We start from the raw sequence: 16304 nt of genomic DNA on the forward strand, positions 1-16304 counted from the left end.
TTCTCTCGGCGCCGATGCTCGTTCCGCCGGCGCTCCTCTCGGCGCCGATGCTCGTTCCGCCGGCGCTCCTCTCGGGCGAACTCAGCGAATGACCCCTGCGCGCATGGCGAGGGCCACCATCTGAGCACGGTCGCCGGTGCCGAGCTTGCGCCCGATCCGCGACAGGTGGCTCTTGACGGTGAGCGCGGACAGGCTCAGCGCCTCGCCGATCTCCTTGTTGGACTGCCCGTCGGCCACCAGCTGCAGCACCTCGACCTCGCGGGCGGAGAGCTCGCGGGGGGTGTTGTCGGTGCCCGGCACCCGACTCCCGGTGGCGAGCAGCGGGGCGACCGTCGGGTCGGCGTAGACGCCGCCGTCGAGCACCCGCTTCACGCCGTCGGTGACCACCGACGGGGAGGCGGACTTGAGCAGGTACGCCTGCGCGCCCGCCTGGAACGCCGACCGCACCGCGTACGGGTCGTCCGAGGAGGCGAGCACGACCAGCCGGTTCCAGCCGAGCGAGCGGAGCTCGCTGACCAGGTCCAGCCCGCTGCCGTCGGGCAGCGTCAGATCGAGGATCGCGAGGTCGCACGGACCGGCCGCGTGAGCGCGGGCACGTGCCTCGGTGACCGAAGCCGCCTCGTGCACGGTGCCGGCGCCCATCGCACGCAGCCGTCCGGCGATGGCCTCGCGCAACAGCGGGTGGTCGTCGACCACCATCACGGTGAAGAGCTCTTCCCGAGGATGCGGGACCATCGAGGGCGACAGCACTGCCCCGTGTGCGGGGCCTTGTACCGGAGCGCCCTGGCCTACTACAGCCACGTCGTCAACCTTCCATGGAGTCGGTCGCTTGCCCCCGACCAACACCGGGACCCGGCGGACGGAGAGTGGCGCGTGGCCGCCCGGGGGGGTGTCATGCGGGAGATGGTATCCCTCCATGCGGCCTAACGTCCTGTATCCAATCGAACTTCTGGGACTGAAAGTTACAGCGTTGTGGCGTGGGTCCCACTCCGGTGGGTGACACGTCGTTCGCGCAATGCTGTGACCAGCGGCAACTAGCCGGACGAGCGGCTCAGCGTCCGTATGCCGAGTGGAGGCAGTCCTGCGGCGGACGCGACGAGGGCGCAGAACGCGGCGGCGTGTCGCCCGAACTCGCCGTCGCTCTCCGTAGGGGACCAGGAGGCCCGCAGCTCCACGTCGTCCTCCCGTGGCGCGGCCTCCATCCCCCCGAAGCGCACCGATGACGTCTGGGTCACCGTCCCGCTCAGAGCGGTGTGGCCCGCGCCGGACTCGGCGAACGCGTCGGTCAGCCAGGACCAGCCGACCTGCGGCAGCATCTCGTCGCCGAGCTGCTCCGGCTCCATCCGGGCCTGGACGAAGCAGACGAACCGGAACGTGCCCTCCCACTTCTCCTGACCCTCCGGGTCGTGCAGCAGGATCAGCCGGCCCGAGGTGTCGGGCTCGTCGAGGTCGTCGGTCCCGTCGCCGCGGTGCCCGATGTCGGCCTCGACGCTGGTCGCCCAGCTGAACGGAGCCAGGCGCGGCGGCGCGTCCAGGTCGCGGACCACGAGCTCGGGCCGGGGCCGGACGGCGGCGAGCGAGGCCGCCGCACGGCGGAACAGCGGTGGTGTGATGATCGCTTCCGGCACGGGCGGGGACTCTAGGTGGCTGCCGGGGCCCCGGCGTGCAGGCGCGCCGAGGTGATCGCGCAGGTGATAGGGGCGCATGGAAGAATCGGGAGCCTCATGACTTCCCCGAACGGCATCTCCGCGCCCGCGTACGGAATCCCCGTGCACGGCGACGAGCTCACGTCCGCGCCGCGCCGGGACCTCACCGGCGCGCCGTTCCTGGAGGCCGCGCACGGCCGCAGGCCCGCCCACCTGCCCGTCTGGTTCATGCGCCAGGCCGGACGGTCGCTGCCCGAGTACCGGGCGCTGCGCTCCGGCAGCGGCATGCTGCAGGCATGCCTGACGCCGGACCTGACCTGCGAGATCACGCTGCAGCCGGTGCGCCGGCACGGCGTGGACGCGGCGATCCTGTTCTCCGACATCGTGGTGCCGCTCTACCTGGCCGGCATCGGCGTGGACATCGTCCCCGGCACCGGCCCCGTGGTCGGGCACCCGATCCGGACCGCCGAGGACGTCGAGCGGATGCCGGCGCTGGAGCCCGGTCAGGTCGACCCGGTCACCGACGCGATCGCGCTGCTGCTGCCCGAGCTGGGGGGCACGCCGCTGATCGGCTTCGCCGGGGCGCCGTTCACCCTGGCCTCCTACCTGATCGAGGGCGGCCCGAGCCGCAACCACGAGAAGACCAAGGCGCTGATGCGCTCGCAGCCCCACGTCTGGCACGGCCTGATGGGGCGCCTCGCGGAGCTGACCGGGCTGTTCCTGCGCCGCCAGGTCGCGGCCGGGGTGGACGCCGTGCAGCTGTTCGACTCCTGGGCCGGGGCGCTGTCCGAGCGGGACTACCGCGAGTTCGTGCTCCCGCACTCCGCGGCGGTGCTGTCCTCGCTGGCCGGGGCGCCGGAGGGGATCGACGCAGTCCCGCGGATCCACTTCGGGGTCGGCACCGCCGAGCTCTACGCCGCGATGGCCGAGGCCGGCGCGGACGTCGTCGGGGTGGACTGGCGCACACCGCTCGACGTCGCCGCGGCGCGGGCCGGGGGAGCGCACCCGGTGCAGGGCAATCTGGACCCCGCGGTGCTCTTCGCCGGCCGGGACGCGATCGACGCCGAGGTCGTGCGGATCGCCGGCGAGGGCACCCGGACGCCCGGGCACGTGTTCAACCTCGGGCACGGCGTGCTGCCCGACACCGACCCGGACGTGATCACCCGGACCGTGGAGACGGTGCACGCCCAGCCCGTCCGGTGACCGGCCCGGCCGGGCGCGCGCCGCACGTGGCGGTCGTCGGGGGAGGGGTCTCCGGGCTCGCCGCGGCACACCGCCTGCGCACGCTGCTCGGCCCGTCCGCCCGGATCACCGTGCTCGAGCAGCGGGACCGGCTCGGCGGGGTGCTGCGCACGGTCGACCTGGCCGGGGTGGCGTTCGACGTCGGGGCCGAGGCGTTCCTGGCCCGGCGCCCCGAGGTCCCGGCCCTGCTCGACGAGCTGGGCCTGGCGCAGCTGCGCGTGCACCCGGGCGCGGCCACAGCCACGATTCGCGCCGGGGGACGGACCGTCGCGATGCCGGCCGGGACGCTGCTCGGCGTGCCCACCTCCCGGGCCCGGCTCGACGACGTGCTCTCCGGTGCCGGCCTCGACGCCGTGCGCGCCGAGCCCGGACGGGCGTTGCGCTGGGAGCGCGGGTCCGACGTCGCGCTCGGCGCCCTGCTGCGCGAGCGGTTCGGCGACGAGGTGGCCGACCGGGTCGCCGACCCGCTGCTCGGCGGCGTCTACGCGGGCCGGGTGGACACGCTCGGGCTGCGCGCGACCGTTCCCGCCCTGGCCGCCGCTCTGGACGCGGGCGCGGACTCGTTGACGGCCGCGGCCACCGCCGGCGCGGACGCGACACCGTCCCCGGGCCGCGCGCGGACCGTCCCCCCGGCCGGGCCGGTGTTCGGTGCCGTCCGCGGCGGGTACCGGGTGCTGCTCTCGGCGCTGGCCGACGCGTCCGCGGCGCAGATCCGGCTCGGCACGACGGTCCGTTCGCTGGAACACCGTCCCGGGGGCTGGCGGGTCGTGCTCGGGCCGGTTCCGGAGCCGGAGGTCCTCGACGTCGATGCCGTCGTGCTCGCGGTCCCGGCGCCGGCCCTGCGGCGCCTGCTGGACCCGGTCGTGCCGGCCGGTGGGTCCGCCGCCGCGGGGGTGGAGCTCGCGTCGTCGGTCGTGGTCGCGCTCGCCTACCGGGCCGTTGACGTCGCGGCGATGCCGTCGACGTCGGGCTGCCTGATCGCCGCCGACGAGCCGTTGTCGGTCAAGGGCGTCACCCACTCGTCGACCAAGTGGGGGCACCTCGCACCGGACGCGACCGACGACCTCGTCCGCCTGCGGGTGTCGATGGGGCGCTTCGGCGAGGCGTCGACGTTGCAGGTCGACGACGAGGAGCTGGTCCGCCGCGCCCGGGCCGACCTGCGCGTCCTGGACGGGATCGACGCCGACCCGGTCGCGGTGCACGTCCAGCGCTGGGGCGGGGGGCTGCCGCAGTACGGCGTCGGGCACCTGGACCGGGTCGCCGCGCTCGAGTCCGCCGTGGCCGGCGTGGCCGGCCTCGCGGTGGCCGGCTCGGCACTGCACGGGGTCGGGGTACCGGCCTGCGTCGGGACGGCCCGTGCGGCGGCCGAGCAGATCGTCGCCGGGCTGTCGGCGGCGGCCCCCACGTCCACGTCCTGATCCTCGCATCGTGCCCGGGGCGGTGGTGATCGTCGGATCGGTACCGGTCGAGGCCGCCGGTGGCCCCGATCGGGACCCGTCTCGTGATCACGGGTCCTGCACACCACGTCCGCCCGGACGGCGAGCGGAGCGACCGAACGCGACGTGGCAGCATGGAGCCATGGCCCGTCTCGACTACCACGGCATCAACGACTCCATCCGCTACACCATGTGGTCGGTGTTCCGGGTCGAACCCGGCCGTCTCGGCGACGACCGCGGCTCGGCCGCGCAGCAGGCGTCGGAGTTCCTGGACTCCCTCGACGGCAAGGGCGTCATCGTCCGCGGCGTCTACGACCTGGCCGGTGTCCGCGCCGACGCCGACTACATGATCTGGTGGCACGCCGACAACATCGAGGCCCTGCAGGCCGCCTACTCCGACCTGCGCCGCACCACCGCGCTCGGGAAGGCGTCGGTGCCGGTGTGGAGCCAGACCGCGCTGCACCGCCCGGCGGAGTTCAACAAGAGCCACGTGCCGGCGTTCATGGCGGGCGAGGAGCCCAAGCACTACGTGTGCGTCTACCCGTTCGTCCGGTCCTACGAGTGGTACCTGCTGCCCGACGACGAGCGCCGCACGATGCTCGCCGACCACGGCAAGGAGGCCCGCGACTACCCGGACGTGCGCGCCAACACGGTGCCCGCGTTCGCGCTCGGCGACTACGAGTGGATCCTCGCGTTCGAGGCCGACGAGCTGCACCGGATCGTCGACCTGATGCGCCACCTGCGGGGCACCGAGGCGCGCCTGCACGTGCGCGAGGAGGTCCCGTTCTACACCGGTCCGCAGGTCCAGGTCGGTGACCTGGTCACGACCCTGCCCTGAGAACCTCCGCGACGCCCTGAGAACCTCCGCGACGAGAACGGCGCCGGACCCCGTGGGTCCGGCGCCGTCGTCGGGACAGCTCAGCTCGTCTCGGGCTCGAGCGCGAGCGAGACCGAGTTGATGCAGTAGCGCAGGTCGGTCGGTGTGCCGTAGCCCTCGCCCTCGAAAACGTGCCCGAGGTGGCTGTGGCACGTCGCGCACAGCACCTCGACCCGGCGCATGCCCATCGAGCTGTCGACCCGCTCGATCACGGACTCACCGGCGAGCGGGGTGAAGAACGAGGGCCAGCCGCAGTGCGACTCGAACTTCGAGTCGCTGCGGAACAGCTCCGCGTTGCAGGCCCGGCACCGGTAGACGCCGGTGGTCGTGGTGTCGGTGTACTCCCCGGTGAACGGGCGCTCGGTACCGGCCTTGCGCAGCACCTGGTACTCGGCCGGGTTCAGCTGCGCGCGCCACTCGTCGTCGGTCTTGACGACGGTCGCGGCGGGCTCGGTGGCGGTGGAGTCTTCGGAGCCGCTTCGGCTGAACAATCCCATGCATCCACGCTAACCCGTTCCGCGCGCCCGTGCCGCAGGGTCGGCCGTGCTCCCCGCGCCGCACCCTCGTTCCCGCTCAGATCCAGGTCGTGAGCACCAGCACCAGGACGTCCCAGATCACCCACGCGGCACCGAGCAGCAGCGCGCCGACCACCAGCACCGCGGCGACCCGGCGGGCGCCGCGGGCCCGGTTCGCGGAGTCGGCGAAGTCCCCGACGCCCTGCAGGTAGCCCTCGATGGTGCAGGTCGTGACCCGCTCCATCTTGTCCAGGTGGGCGGCGAACTCCCGCGCCTCCGGATCGTCCGGGTCGAGTCCGAGCAGGTCGTCGTCGAACCGCGGGGAGCGGTCCGGGCCACCGGATGTGCCTCGGGACATGGCGGGAGGATAGCCGCTGCGGGGCCGGCCGGAGATGTCCGGAGTGTGTCGGGGTGACGCGGGTCGCCGTAGGGATTACCGTTCCGCCGTGGCCAGCAAGGATGTCGTGACACTGCAGGTGCCGGGGCCGGACGGGGACCGCGACGTCCGGCTGACCAGCCCGGACAAGGTGGCGTTCCCGGCGCTGGGGATCACCAAGCGCGAGGTGGTCGAGTACTACCTGGCGGTCGGCGAGCCGATGGCCCGCGCGCTGCGCGACCGCCCGACCAACCTCAAGCGCTTCAACGACGGCGTCGACGGCGACCCGTTCTTCGTCAAGCGGGTCCCCAAGGGCGCCCCGGACTGGGTGCGGACCTGCACCGTGACGTTCCCCAGCGGGCGCACCGCGCAGTCGGTGTCGATCACCGAGCCGGCCACGATCGCCTGGGCCGCGAACCTGAACACGCTCGACTTCCACCCCTGGCCGGTCCGCTGCGGTGACACCGAACACCCCGACGAGCTGCGGATCGACCTGGACCCGCAGCCCGGCACCGACTTCGCCGACGCCGCGGCGGTGGCCATGGTGCTGCGCGAGGTCCTCGACGAGGCCGGTCTCGTCGGGTGGCCGAAGACCTCCGGCGGGCGCGGGCTGCACGTGTTCGCGCGGATCCGCCCGGAGTGGGACTTCATCGAGGTCCGGCACGCGGTGATCGCGATCGCGCGCCGGGTCGCGGCGCGGATCCCGGACCGGGCGACCGTGGACTGGTGGAAGGAGGAGCGCGGCGAGCGCGTGTTCCTCGACTTCAACCAGGCCGCCCGGGACCGCACGATCGCCTCCGCCTGGTCGGTGCGCGGCCTGCCCGCCGCGACCGTGTCGATGCCGCTGACCTGGGATGCCGTACCCGACGTGGAGCCCGACGACTTCACCCTGCGCACCGTGCCCAGGCTGCTGGCCGAGCGCGGCGACCCGCACGAGGCGATGGACGACTCCGCCGGCGGCTGCGAGACGGCGCTGCAGTGGTACGCCGCCGACGAGCGCGACCACGGCCTGGGGGAGATGCCCTACCCGCCGGAGTACCCGAAGATGCCGGGCGAGCCGATGCGCGTGCAGCCCTCGCGCGCCCGGCACACCGACGGCGGGTAGCCACCCGTTCTGCCCGGACAGACGAGCCCGGCGCGGGCCTCGCGGTGACAGACTCGTGCACCGTGTACGCGTTCCTGGACGACGGCCCGCACGCGGGCGAGACGCTGCGGATCACGTCCGAGCGGACCGGGGCGCCGCCGCGGACGATCGAGCTGGCCGACCCCGCCGCGCCGGAGTCCGGGCCGGTGACCTACGTGCTGCTGGGCCCGCACCAGAACGCCGAGTGGTGGATCTACCGCCGGGTCCGCCCGGACGAGGACCTCTAGGGACTGTCCTTCTCCGCCTGCGCCCGGGCCGCGGCCCGTTTGCGGCGCTTGCCCTCGTGCATCGCCTGCACCCGGGGGACCGGGATGGTGTGCCCCTCCTCGACGAGCCCGCCGGGCACCGGGCTCGGCGGCGGCATCCGGTCCCGCCAGGGGTCGGCGTCGCCGAGGCGTTCCGGCGCGGTGCGGACCGTGAAGTCCCCCGGCGTGATCGCGTCGAGCTCGTCCCAGGAGACCGGGAACGACACCGGCAGGCCGGGCCGGGCCCGGGGGCTGTAGGCCGCGACCAGGGTCGCACCACCGGCGCGGGTCGGGTCCAGGAACACCCGCTCGCCGCGGTCGGCGCGGATGAACGCCGTCGTCGCGACGTCCGGGCCCAGCGCAGCGGCACGGGCGGCCAGTGCGCGGGTGGCCGCGAACGCGTCGACGATCTCGACCGGCTCGGCCAGCGGCACGAACAGGTGCAGTCCCTTCGCCCCGCTCGTCTTCACCGCGGCCTGCAGCCCGACCGCGGCCAGTGCCTCCCGCACGAGGTGCGCCGCCGCGACGACGTGGGGGAACGGGCCGCCCTCGGGCGGGTCCAGGTCGAGGACGAGCTCGGTGCTGCACGTGGCACCGCCCGCGAGCAGGGTCGGGTGGTACTCGATCGCCCGCTGGTTGGCGAACCACAGCAGGGTGCGCCGGTCGTCGCAGAGCGCGTAGCGGACCTCGCGCTGCGAGGTCTCGGCCCAGGACGCGGTGGAGGCGATCCAGTCCGGGGCGTGCTTGGGCAGGTTCTTCTGCATGAACGGCGCCTGCCCGGGGCGCGCCCGGATCACCGACAGCGGGCGACCGGCCAGCCCGGGCAGGATCCGTCCGGCGACCGCGTCCAGGTAGTCGACCAGTTCACGCTTGGAGGCGCCCGCACCGTCGAACACGGGCTGGTCCAGGTTGGTCAGCTCGACCCCGTCCCGGACGTCGTCCACTCCGCGGCTGCTCATCGCGCACTTCTACCACTCCCCGGGCACCCGCGGCGCCGCACGAGCGGAGCTCTCGTCCAGCCCCGCTGCACGAGCGGAGCTCTCGTCCAGCTCGGTCGGGAGGGGGTGGGTCAGGTGACCAGGTTGTGCAGGGGCTCACCCCGTTCCAGGCGGTGCACGTTGCCGGCGAACGTGACGGCCATCGCCCGGTAGGAGTCCTCGGTGACGCCCGCGACGTGCGGGGTGACGACGACGTCGTGCTCGAACAGCTCGTCGCCGGGATCGATCGGTTCCGACCAGGCGACGTCCAGGCCGGCGCCGGCGAGGTGCCCGGAGCGCAGGGCCGCGAGCAGCGCGTCCCGGTCGACGACCGGGCCGCGCCCGACGTTGACCAGGAGCCCGCCGGCGGGCATGGCGCCCAGTGCATCGGTGCCGACCAGGCCCCGGGTCGCCTCGGTCAGCGGCAGGCACACCACCAGGGCGTCGGAGTGCCCCAGCGCCTCGCCCAGCCGGTCGACCGGCACGTAGCGGCCGGGCGCGAGCACCTCGTCCGCGTCCGGGTAGTCGGCCCGGTCCCGGCGACCGGCGCCCCACACGTCGACACCGAACGCCTGCAGCCGCTCGACGAGCGCGGTCCCGCTGGCGCCGACCCCGAGCACGGTCACCGTCGCCCCGGACAACGTGCGCCCGATCGGCCCGCCGACGTGGCGGTCCGCGACCGCCGCCCGTGCCTGCGGGTAGCGCCGTCGCAGCGCGAGCAGGTGGAACACGGCCATCTCGGCGACGGCCACCGCGTTGCCCTGCGCGCCGGGCACGTTCGCCACCGGGACCCCGCGCTCGCGTGCGGCGTCGAGGTCCACGCCCTGCACCCCGACGCCGAACTGCGCCACCATGCGGGCGCCGGTGGCGTCGAGCAGCCCCGCGTCCACCCGCGCCCCGAGCGGGACCAGGACGTCGACGGCGACCACGTCGCGCCCGGCCTCGTCGATCTCGCACAGCTCGGCGTCGGGCAGGGCGTCGCGCAGCATCCGGCGCACGTCCGGGAACGCGCCGCCGACCAGTCCGATCCTCATGGTCGTCACTGTGCCGCACCCCCGGGCCCGCGGGGTGATCGACCCGACGCGTCCGGCGCGGCCGGGCCGGGTACTCCCGCCCCGACGGCGGACGAGCGTGGACCGACCGGGAACCGACGACCGAGGAGGACCTGTGACGGGACGACTGACGGGCACGACGGCGGTGGTGACCGGCGCGTCGAGCGGGATCGGTGCCGCCACCGCGCGGGCCCTGGCCGCCGAGGGCGCGACGGTGGCGCTGCTCGCCCGGCGCCGCCACCGCCTCGAGGAGCTGGCCGCCGAGCTGGGGGAGCGGACCTCGGTGCACGAGACCGACGTGGCCGACGAGGCCGCCGTGCGGGCGTCGCTGGAGGCCGTCGTGGCGGCCCACGGCGGGATCGACGTGCTCGTCAACAACGCCGGCTACGGCCGGATCGAGCCGGTCGCCGACGCCGGGTGGGCGAGCTGGAAGACCATGGTCGACGTCAACGTGCTGGGCGTGTTCGCCGCCGCGATGGCCGCGGTGCCGCACCTGGCCACGGCCGCAAAGGGGCCGCGCGGGGTCGCCGACATGATCACGGTGAGCTCGGTGGCGGGCCGCAAGGTGGTCAAGGGCACGAACGTCTACGCCGCGACCAAGCACGCTGTCGGCGCGTTCAGCGAAGGTCTGCGCCAGGAGCTGGCCGAACAGCACGTGCGGGTCGGTCTGGTCGAGCCCGGCCTGGTCCGCACCGAGCTGTCGCAGGACCCGACGTCGGGGACCGCGGAGATCCGGGAGACCGGCTACGCGGTGCTGGAGGCGGAGGACATCGCGGACGCGATCGTCTACGCGGTCACCCGCCCGGCGCGGGTCGCGGTCAACGAGATCCTGATCCGCCCGACCGAGCAGACCCGCTGACCCGCAGTCCCGGCCGCCGCGCGGTGGTCCGGCCTCAGCGGGACGGGGCGAAGCCCTTCTCGGCGAGCCACGTCCGGGCGACCTCGCGCGGGTCGCGGCCCTGCGCGGACACCTCGCCGTTGAGCGCCACCATGGTCGGGTAGTCCAGCGCGCCGGCGATCGGGTCCAGGACCCGCGCCACGTCCGGGTCCCGGTCGTAGACGTCCTGGCGGATCGTCGGGGCCGGGTTGTAGACGCTGTGGTAGCTCTTGTCGTCGTCCAGCACGCGGAGGTCGAGCCCCGGGATCCGGCCGTCGGTCGAGTAGACCTCGCCGAACAGGCACTCGCCCCGGGCGGTGGCCTGGTAGATGTCGCCCGCGGCGAGCACCCGCAGCCGGTCGGGCGGGATCGTGAAGCCGTAGGCCCGCGCCATGTTCGCCAGCCCGTCCGGGCGGGTCGCGTACTCGCGTTCCACACAGACGTCGCCGGGGGCGCCCGATCCGACGTGCGCGGCCATCGCGGACAGCGAGGTGATGCCGGTCCCGGTCGCCCGGTCGTCCGCCATCGCGAAGGCGTACGTGTCGTTGACGTCGGCCCGGTCGGTCCAGACCACGCCGTTGAGCCGCAGGTCCTGCTGCGCGACCAGGTCGTGCAGCCGGGCCGGGTCCGGGATGTCCTGCGACTGGCCGAGGAAGACCTCCCACGCGGTGCCGGTGTACTCCCAGTAGAGGTCGATACCGCCGTCGAGCAGTGCCCGCCGGGTGACCTCCGTGCTGCCGGTGTCGCAGCGGCCGGTGACCGTCGCGCGCGCCTCCTGCAGGGCCGCGACCGTGATCTCGCAGAGGATGCTCTGCTCCTCGGAGATGTTCTTCCCGCCGACCACGTAGGTCTGACCGGAGAGATCGGCGAGTGTGGACAGCCCGGGGGCGTCCCCGTCGCGCCCGGTGGAGTCGCGGACGAACACGAGGGTCAGCACGACCGCGACGACCAGGAGCGCGACGGCCACGGCGATGATCGCCGGGCGGCGGTCGTGCGGGTCGGGCTCCGCGGGCCGGCCGGACGGCTGCACGGTCCTCCTGATCGTCGGTGGGCGGTCGTCGGTGGTGTGCGATACGACCCGGGGCAGGACGAGGAGATCCTCGCCCTGCCCCGGGTCGGGTCGTGCGGTGGGGGTGCTACTTCAGACCGTTGGCCGCCAGGAACTGCTGGGCCACCTGACCTGCCGGCTGGTTGTTGCCCTGCACCTGCTGGTTCAGGGCCTGGATCGCCTCGTTGCTGAGCAGGCCGCTGACCCAGTTCAGGGTCGCGGCGAACTCCGGGCCCTGCGCCGCCAGGACGTCCTGCTTCACGATCGGCGCGACGTACTGGTAACCGAACACCGCCTCCGGGTCGGTCAGCAGCTTGTACTTGCCGGTGGTGAGCTGGTAGTCGGTGGTGAAGGCGTTGGCCGCCTGCGCGGCACCCTGGTCCACCGCCGTGTACTGGCTGCCGGCCGGGGCGGGCAGGTAGCCGACGTTGGGCAGGTTGTAGGTCTTCTTCATGCCGGCCAGTCCGGTCTCCCGGTTCTGGAACTCCGGCGGGCCGGACACGGTCACGCCCTGGCCCCCGGGGCCGACCTTGTTCAGGTCGGAGATGGTCGCCAGACCCTTCTCCTGGGCGAGCTGGGTCGAGACGACGATCGCGTCGGTGTCCTCGAACGCGGTCTGCATCAGGACCGTGGAGGCGCGGTTGGCCTCCAGCCACTGCTTGGCCTTGTTGTAGGTGTCCGATGCCGAGGTCGGGGCCGGCAGCTTCGCGACGCTGGTGACGGTCTCACCCAGGTACTCGGGGAACATCTGGATCTGGTTGGACTCGAGCGACTTGTCGATCAGCTCCGAGCCGCCGATGCTGGCCTTGAGCGTGGCGTTGTACCCCTTGGCCTTGAGCGCCTGGGTGTAGAGCTCGCCGAGCACGGTCTGCTCGGCGAAGTTCTTCGAGCCGATGACGATGGCCGGCTTGCCCGCGCCGGGGGTGCCTGCGGGCAACGGGCTGTTCTGCGGGGTCGCGGTGATCGACACGGCGTCCGGCGGGATGGACTCGGCGGCGGGCGCGCCGCCGCCCTGGGACGGTGCCGCGGCCTCCCCGCCACCACCACCGCCACCACAGGCGGCCGCGAGGAGTGTGGCTGCGAGGAAGCCCCCGAGGGCCCCCCGGCGCGTCCAGGACCTCACGGTCCTGGTGGATGACGACTTACCCATGGGTACTTCCCCTTCTCGAGACGTGCTTCGAACGTGGTGGGAGCGCGGGCCCGTTCTCATGCCGGTGCCATCGCGGCGGACCGGGAGAGCTTGATCCCGGTCGGGGTCATGGCGCGTTCGGCCAGGGTGATCAGGCCGGCACCGAGGAATGCGAGGACGATCGCGAAGGCGGCCGCGACCAGGACGCCGGTGGTGCCCTCGCCGGACGGGTTGCCGATGATGTCGCCGAGCGACCCGAGCTGGCCCGGTCGCGTGGCGTAGCCGGCGAAGATCGCCAGGTAGGCCGTGGCGACGGTGTAGACCCAGGCGGTCCGCACCCCGGTCATGATCAGCGGGATGGCGTTGGGCAGCTCGACCTGGAACAGGATCTCCAGATCTTTCATGCCCATGCCACGGGCGGCCTCCACCATCCCGCGGTCCACCCCGGTCACGGCCGTGTAGGCGTTGGTCAGGATCAGCGGCAGGGCGAGCACCACGAGGGCGATCGTGATGTTCACGAACCCGAACCCGATCAGCGCGATCATGACCGCGATCAGCGCCAGGGTGGGGAGCGCGCGCAGCACGTTGCCGAGGTTGATGGCCAGGAACGAGTACCTGCGCAGGTGGCCGACGTAGGCCCCGATCGAGACACCGACGACGACCGAGATGAGCAGCGCGACCAGGGAGAGGACCGCATGGCCGAGCGTGAGGACCAGCAGCCTGCTGAAGTTGTCGCTGAGATACTGGATCATGGTTGACGCCTCTTCCTCACCGACGGGCCTGGACCCAGGGCGTGACCAGTTTCTGCAACTGCACGACCAGTGCGTCCGCCACGAGTGCCAGCGCGATCGCGAGCAGGCCGGTCGTGATCAGGCCGGTGGTGAACACGTTGCGCTGGGCGTTGAACAGCGGTGTGCCGAGGCCGGCCTGCACGACCTGGGCGGCGACCGTCTCCAGAGAGATCACGGTGACCACCGCGATCCGGATCCCGGCCATGATCGAGGGCAGGGCCAGCGGCAGCTGGACCTTGAACAGCACCTGGTTGCGGGTCAGCCCCATCCCGTCGGCGGCCGCGATCGTCTCCGGCGGCGCGGCGCGCAGGCCGGTCACCGTGTTGGCGAACAGCAGCAGCAGCGTGTAGCCGGTGAGGCCGATCAGGACGGTGCCCACGTTCAGGCCGGTGATCGGCACCATGAGCAGGAAGAACGCCAACGCCGGCACGGTGTAGAGGAACGTCGCCAGCGCCGAGAAGCCCTTCTCGAACCAGCTGTTGCGTACCGCGTACAGCGCCGCCGCGATGGAGATCACCAGGCCGAACAGCACCGCCAGCGCGCTGATCCAGATGTGCTGGATCAGGGCCGGCTGCAGGACGCTGAACCAGTTCGCGCCCACCCAGTCCCAGCAGAAGAACTGCCCGGCACAGTTCGGCCCCGAGAAGTTCGGGATGACCTGGGTCGGGAACGACATCACGCCTCGCCCGCGACGACGACGTCGGTCGGTGCCTTCGGGGCGGTCTCGTAGACCGCGTCCTGCAGCTGGTCGAGCGTGACGGTGCCGATCACGGTGGCGCTGTCGTCGTCGTGGGTGACCTTCAGGACCCGCGAACCGGACGCGAACAGCACCGACAGTCCGGTGCGCAGCGTCGCGCTCCCCTTCACCGTGGGGGCGTCGGCCGGGGCGGCGTGGTTCTCGCCGGAGACCTTGACCAGGTCCCGCATCAGCCGCAGCGACAGGCGCTTGAGGCCGCGGTCGGCACCGACGAAGTCGGCGACGTACTCGTCGGCGGGGGAGCCGAGCAGCTCGTCGGCCGTGCCGTACTGGGCGAGCACGCCGCCCTGGCGCAGCACCGCGATCCGGTCGCCCATCTTGATCGCCTCGTCGATGTCGTGGGTGACGAAGATGACGGTCTTGGCGATCTCGTTCTGCAGCTTGAGGAACTCGTCCTGGATCTCGTTGCGCGTGATCGGGTCCAGGGCGCCGAAGGGCTCGTCCATCAGCATGACGGGCGGGTCGACGGCGAGCGCACGGGCGAGCCCGACGCGCTGCTGCTGGCCCCCGGAGAGCTGCGAGGGGTAGCGCTTCGCGAAGTTCTGGTCCAGCCGCACCAGGTCGAGCAGCTCGACGGCGCGGGCCTTGATCCGGTCGGCCGACCAGCCGAGCAGCCGGGGCACGACACCGATGTTCGCCTCGATCGTCATGTGCGGGAACAGGCCGACCTGCTGGATGACGTAGCCGATGTCGCGGCGCAGCGCGGTGATGTCGACGTCGCGTACGCCGCTGCCGCCGATCAGGATCTCACCCTCGTTGAAGTCGATCAGGCGGTTGACCAGCTTCATCGCCGTCGTCTTGCCGCCGCCGGACGGACCGACCAGACAGCAGATGTCGCCGGCCGGGACGGTCAGCGACAGGTTGTCGATCGCCGGGGTGTCCTGCCCGGGATAGGTCTTCGTGACCGAGCGGAACTCGATCTCGACACCGGGACGCTGGCTGTGTGCCTCGGTCATCGCGGCCCCCCGTCGTCGTCCGTGCCGCGTACGGCGGGTTCGAACCGGATCACGATGTTCCTCCTGTCGTGGCGACCGGCTCATCGCCGATCTGTGCCGGGATGACGTCCCGCACCGCCGTGGCCGGCCCGTGCTGGGCCACGGTCACTCGTGTGGTTCCGGGGAGCTTCGGGCCGGTTCGGGCGCCGCAGAATGCGCCGGGGACTCCCGAACAATCGAGCGCAATGCCATACACCGATCTCGTCGAGAAATCCACATGCTCCCCCACCCGAACAACGTTGCTGGTGAGCGGTCCCGAACGACCTCCCCCAGGACGTTCTCGTCGAACGCCGTGCCTCGCGTTACACCCGCCCGTTCCCGGCCGGGTGAACCGGAGTCGACGAGGAGCGTCCGAATCGCCGAACGAAGCCTAGCCGTGCACGATCGCGTTGTTAAGGCTCGCAGCGACCGGCAGTTCCGGATTGCCCGGCCGACGGTTCATTCCGATCCGACAATTGTGTCCATACCCGCAGCTCAGAGGCGTTCTGGCGGCCGCTTCACATAACTGTCACATGACCTCGGATACGAAACTGTGACCTCTCGCTCCGCATGCCATTCGACGGGCGCCCGGCGACGGTGCAGCCCCTCAGGGCCGATCGGCCCACGGCGCGGTCACGACAGGTGGCCGTGGGACTGCTCAGGGTGGGCAGACGACGTCCTGGGACGGCGCGGTCCCCTCGGTCAGGGCCCGGTCGACGACCGCCGACACGCACGGTGTGCCCGGGTAGGCGCCGGTGCCCGACCCCTCCCAGCGCACCAGCCGGGCGTCGCCGAGCAGCTCCGCCGTCCGCTGGGCGCCGGTCGGGGGCGTGCGGGGGTCGTTCGTCGTGCCCAGGACGAGCACCGGCGGTGCCTCCGGACCGAGCGGCGCGACGGACGGCCCGCCACCGGTCGCCGGCCACGGTGCGCAGGTGATCAGCTGCTGGGCCGCCGCGGCACCGAAGAGCGGGTGGTCGGTGCGCCAGCGCTGCGCGAGCTGCGACACCTCGGGCGGGGTGAGCCGGGCCCGGCTGTCGTTGCACCGGGTGGCCAGCACGGCGTCGGCCCGGCCCTGCGGCCCGGCCACCGGGAGCAGCAGCGTCACCAGGCCGGCCGGGTTGCCGGTGCCGGCCGCGGTCAGGGCCGCGGTCAGCGCCGGCCACATCCGCGGCTGCGCCAGTGCGGTGCGCACCGCGCGCGCGGCGGCGCCGGAGGTCA

18 protein-coding genes are annotated in these 16304 nt (G+C 72.9%); 6 read left to right on the top strand and 12 right to left on the bottom strand.

Features of this window, described 5'->3' with window-relative positions:
• Positions 1–81: 81 nt before the first annotated feature.
• Together I4I78_RS18155 and I4I78_RS18160 are read right to left on the bottom strand one after the other, a co-directional pair.
• A complete protein-coding gene (locus I4I78_RS18155) occupies positions 82–735 on the bottom strand; it encodes a response regulator transcription factor (RefSeq protein WP_165438299.1) in 654 nt (217 codons plus the stop codon).
• Positions 736–1034: 299 nt separating this feature from the next.
• Positions 1035–1628, bottom strand: a complete 594-nt coding sequence (locus I4I78_RS18160; protein ID WP_308252200.1) for a DUF3000 domain-containing protein — start codon at positions 1626–1628, stop codon at positions 1035–1037.
• 96 nt (positions 1629–1724) lie between these two features.
• Between I4I78_RS18160 and hemE the strand changes: the two genes are divergently transcribed.
• The 3 genes from hemE to hemQ all read left to right on the top strand — a co-directional run bounded on the left by hemE (position 1725) and on the right by hemQ (position 5162).
• Positions 1725–2849 (top strand): uroporphyrinogen decarboxylase, encoded by a 1125-nt coding sequence (hemE, locus tag I4I78_RS18165; protein ID WP_218612541.1) that lies wholly within the window; start codon positions 1725–1727, stop codon positions 2847–2849.
• On the top strand, positions 2846–4306 hold the full coding sequence (hemG, locus tag I4I78_RS18170) for a protoporphyrinogen oxidase (protein WP_218612542.1): 1461 nt from the start codon (positions 2846–2848) through the stop codon (positions 4304–4306). The genes hemE and hemG overlap by 4 nt, the downstream gene beginning before the upstream one ends.
• Positions 4307–4466: 160 nt before the next feature.
• The gene (gene hemQ / locus I4I78_RS18175; RefSeq protein WP_218612543.1) at positions 4467–5162 is read left to right on the top strand and encodes a hydrogen peroxide-dependent heme synthase; all 696 of its coding nucleotides are present in this window, start codon (positions 4467–4469) and stop codon (positions 5160–5162) included.
• 80 nt (positions 5163–5242) lie between these two features.
• On the opposite strand, the gene msrB is transcribed toward hemQ, so the two are convergent.
• Both msrB and I4I78_RS18185 read right to left on the bottom strand, forming a co-directional pair.
• The gene (msrB, locus tag I4I78_RS18180; RefSeq protein ID WP_218612544.1) at positions 5243–5698 is read right to left on the bottom strand and encodes a peptide-methionine (R)-S-oxide reductase MsrB; all 456 of its coding nucleotides are present in this window, start codon (positions 5696–5698) and stop codon (positions 5243–5245) included.
• Positions 5699–5774: 76 nt separating this feature from the next.
• Positions 5775–6074, bottom strand: coding sequence for a hypothetical protein (locus I4I78_RS18185; protein WP_218612545.1), 300 nt, complete (start codon positions 6072–6074; stop codon positions 5775–5777).
• 88 nt (positions 6075–6162) lie between these two features.
• On the opposite strand from I4I78_RS18185, the gene ligD reads away from it, so the two are divergent.
• Together ligD and I4I78_RS18195 are read left to right on the top strand one after the other, a co-directional pair.
• Positions 6163–7197, top strand: a complete 1035-nt coding sequence (gene ligD, locus I4I78_RS18190; protein WP_308252201.1) for a non-homologous end-joining DNA ligase — start codon at positions 6163–6165, stop codon at positions 7195–7197.
• Positions 7198–7259: 62 nt separating this feature from the next.
• Positions 7260–7463, top strand: a complete 204-nt coding sequence (locus I4I78_RS18195) for a hypothetical protein (RefSeq protein WP_218612547.1) — start codon at positions 7260–7262, stop codon at positions 7461–7463.
• Here I4I78_RS18195 and I4I78_RS18200 read toward each other — a convergent pair.
• Both I4I78_RS18200 and I4I78_RS18205 read right to left on the bottom strand, forming a co-directional pair.
• A complete protein-coding gene (locus I4I78_RS18200; RefSeq protein WP_218612548.1) occupies positions 7460–8440 on the bottom strand; it encodes a DNA polymerase domain-containing protein in 981 nt (326 codons plus the stop codon). The two genes, I4I78_RS18195 and I4I78_RS18200, sit on opposite strands and share 4 nt — an antisense overlap.
• 110 nt (positions 8441–8550) lie before the next feature.
• A complete protein-coding gene (locus I4I78_RS18205) occupies positions 8551–9492 on the bottom strand; it encodes an NAD(P)-dependent oxidoreductase (protein WP_218612549.1) in 942 nt (313 codons plus the stop codon).
• A 133-nt stretch (positions 9493–9625) separates the two neighbouring features.
• On the opposite strand from I4I78_RS18205, the gene I4I78_RS18210 reads away from it, so the two are divergent.
• Entirely contained in the window at positions 9626–10369 is a 744-nt protein-coding gene (locus tag I4I78_RS18210; protein WP_308252202.1) for an SDR family oxidoreductase, read from the top strand.
• Between the two features lie 34 nt (positions 10370–10403).
• Here the strand turns inward: I4I78_RS18210 and I4I78_RS18215 are convergent, their stop codons facing one another.
• From I4I78_RS18215 to I4I78_RS18240, 6 genes are all read right to left on the bottom strand, one after another.
• Complete coding sequence (locus tag I4I78_RS18215) at positions 10404–11417, bottom strand: glycine betaine ABC transporter substrate-binding protein (protein WP_218612551.1); 1014 nt, start codon at positions 11415–11417, stop codon at positions 10404–10406.
• Positions 11418–11523: 106 nt separating this feature from the next.
• Positions 11524–12558, bottom strand: a complete 1035-nt coding sequence (locus tag I4I78_RS18220; RefSeq protein WP_218612552.1) for a glycine betaine ABC transporter substrate-binding protein — start codon at positions 12556–12558, stop codon at positions 11524–11526.
• An 83-nt stretch (positions 12559–12641) separates the two neighbouring features.
• On the bottom strand, positions 12642–13316 hold the full coding sequence (locus I4I78_RS18225; protein ID WP_218612553.1) for an ABC transporter permease: 675 nt from the start codon (positions 13314–13316) through the stop codon (positions 12642–12644).
• A gap of 16 nt (positions 13317–13332) precedes the next feature.
• Entirely contained in the window at positions 13333–14031 is a 699-nt protein-coding gene (locus I4I78_RS18230; protein ID WP_226379940.1) for an ABC transporter permease, read from the bottom strand.
• Positions 14031–15068, bottom strand: coding sequence for an ABC transporter ATP-binding protein (locus tag I4I78_RS18235; RefSeq protein ID WP_218612555.1), 1038 nt, complete (start codon positions 15066–15068; stop codon positions 14031–14033). The genes I4I78_RS18230 and I4I78_RS18235 overlap by 1 nt, the downstream gene beginning before the upstream one ends.
• 676 nt (positions 15069–15744) lie before the next feature.
• A partial coding sequence (locus tag I4I78_RS18240; RefSeq protein WP_218612556.1) for an alpha/beta hydrolase occupies positions 15745–16304 on the bottom strand: 560 nt, incomplete at its 5' end.

The organism is Pseudonocardia sp. KRD291, assembly GCF_019263595.1.
Lineage (GTDB): Bacteria > Actinomycetota > Actinomycetes > Mycobacteriales > Pseudonocardiaceae > Pseudonocardia.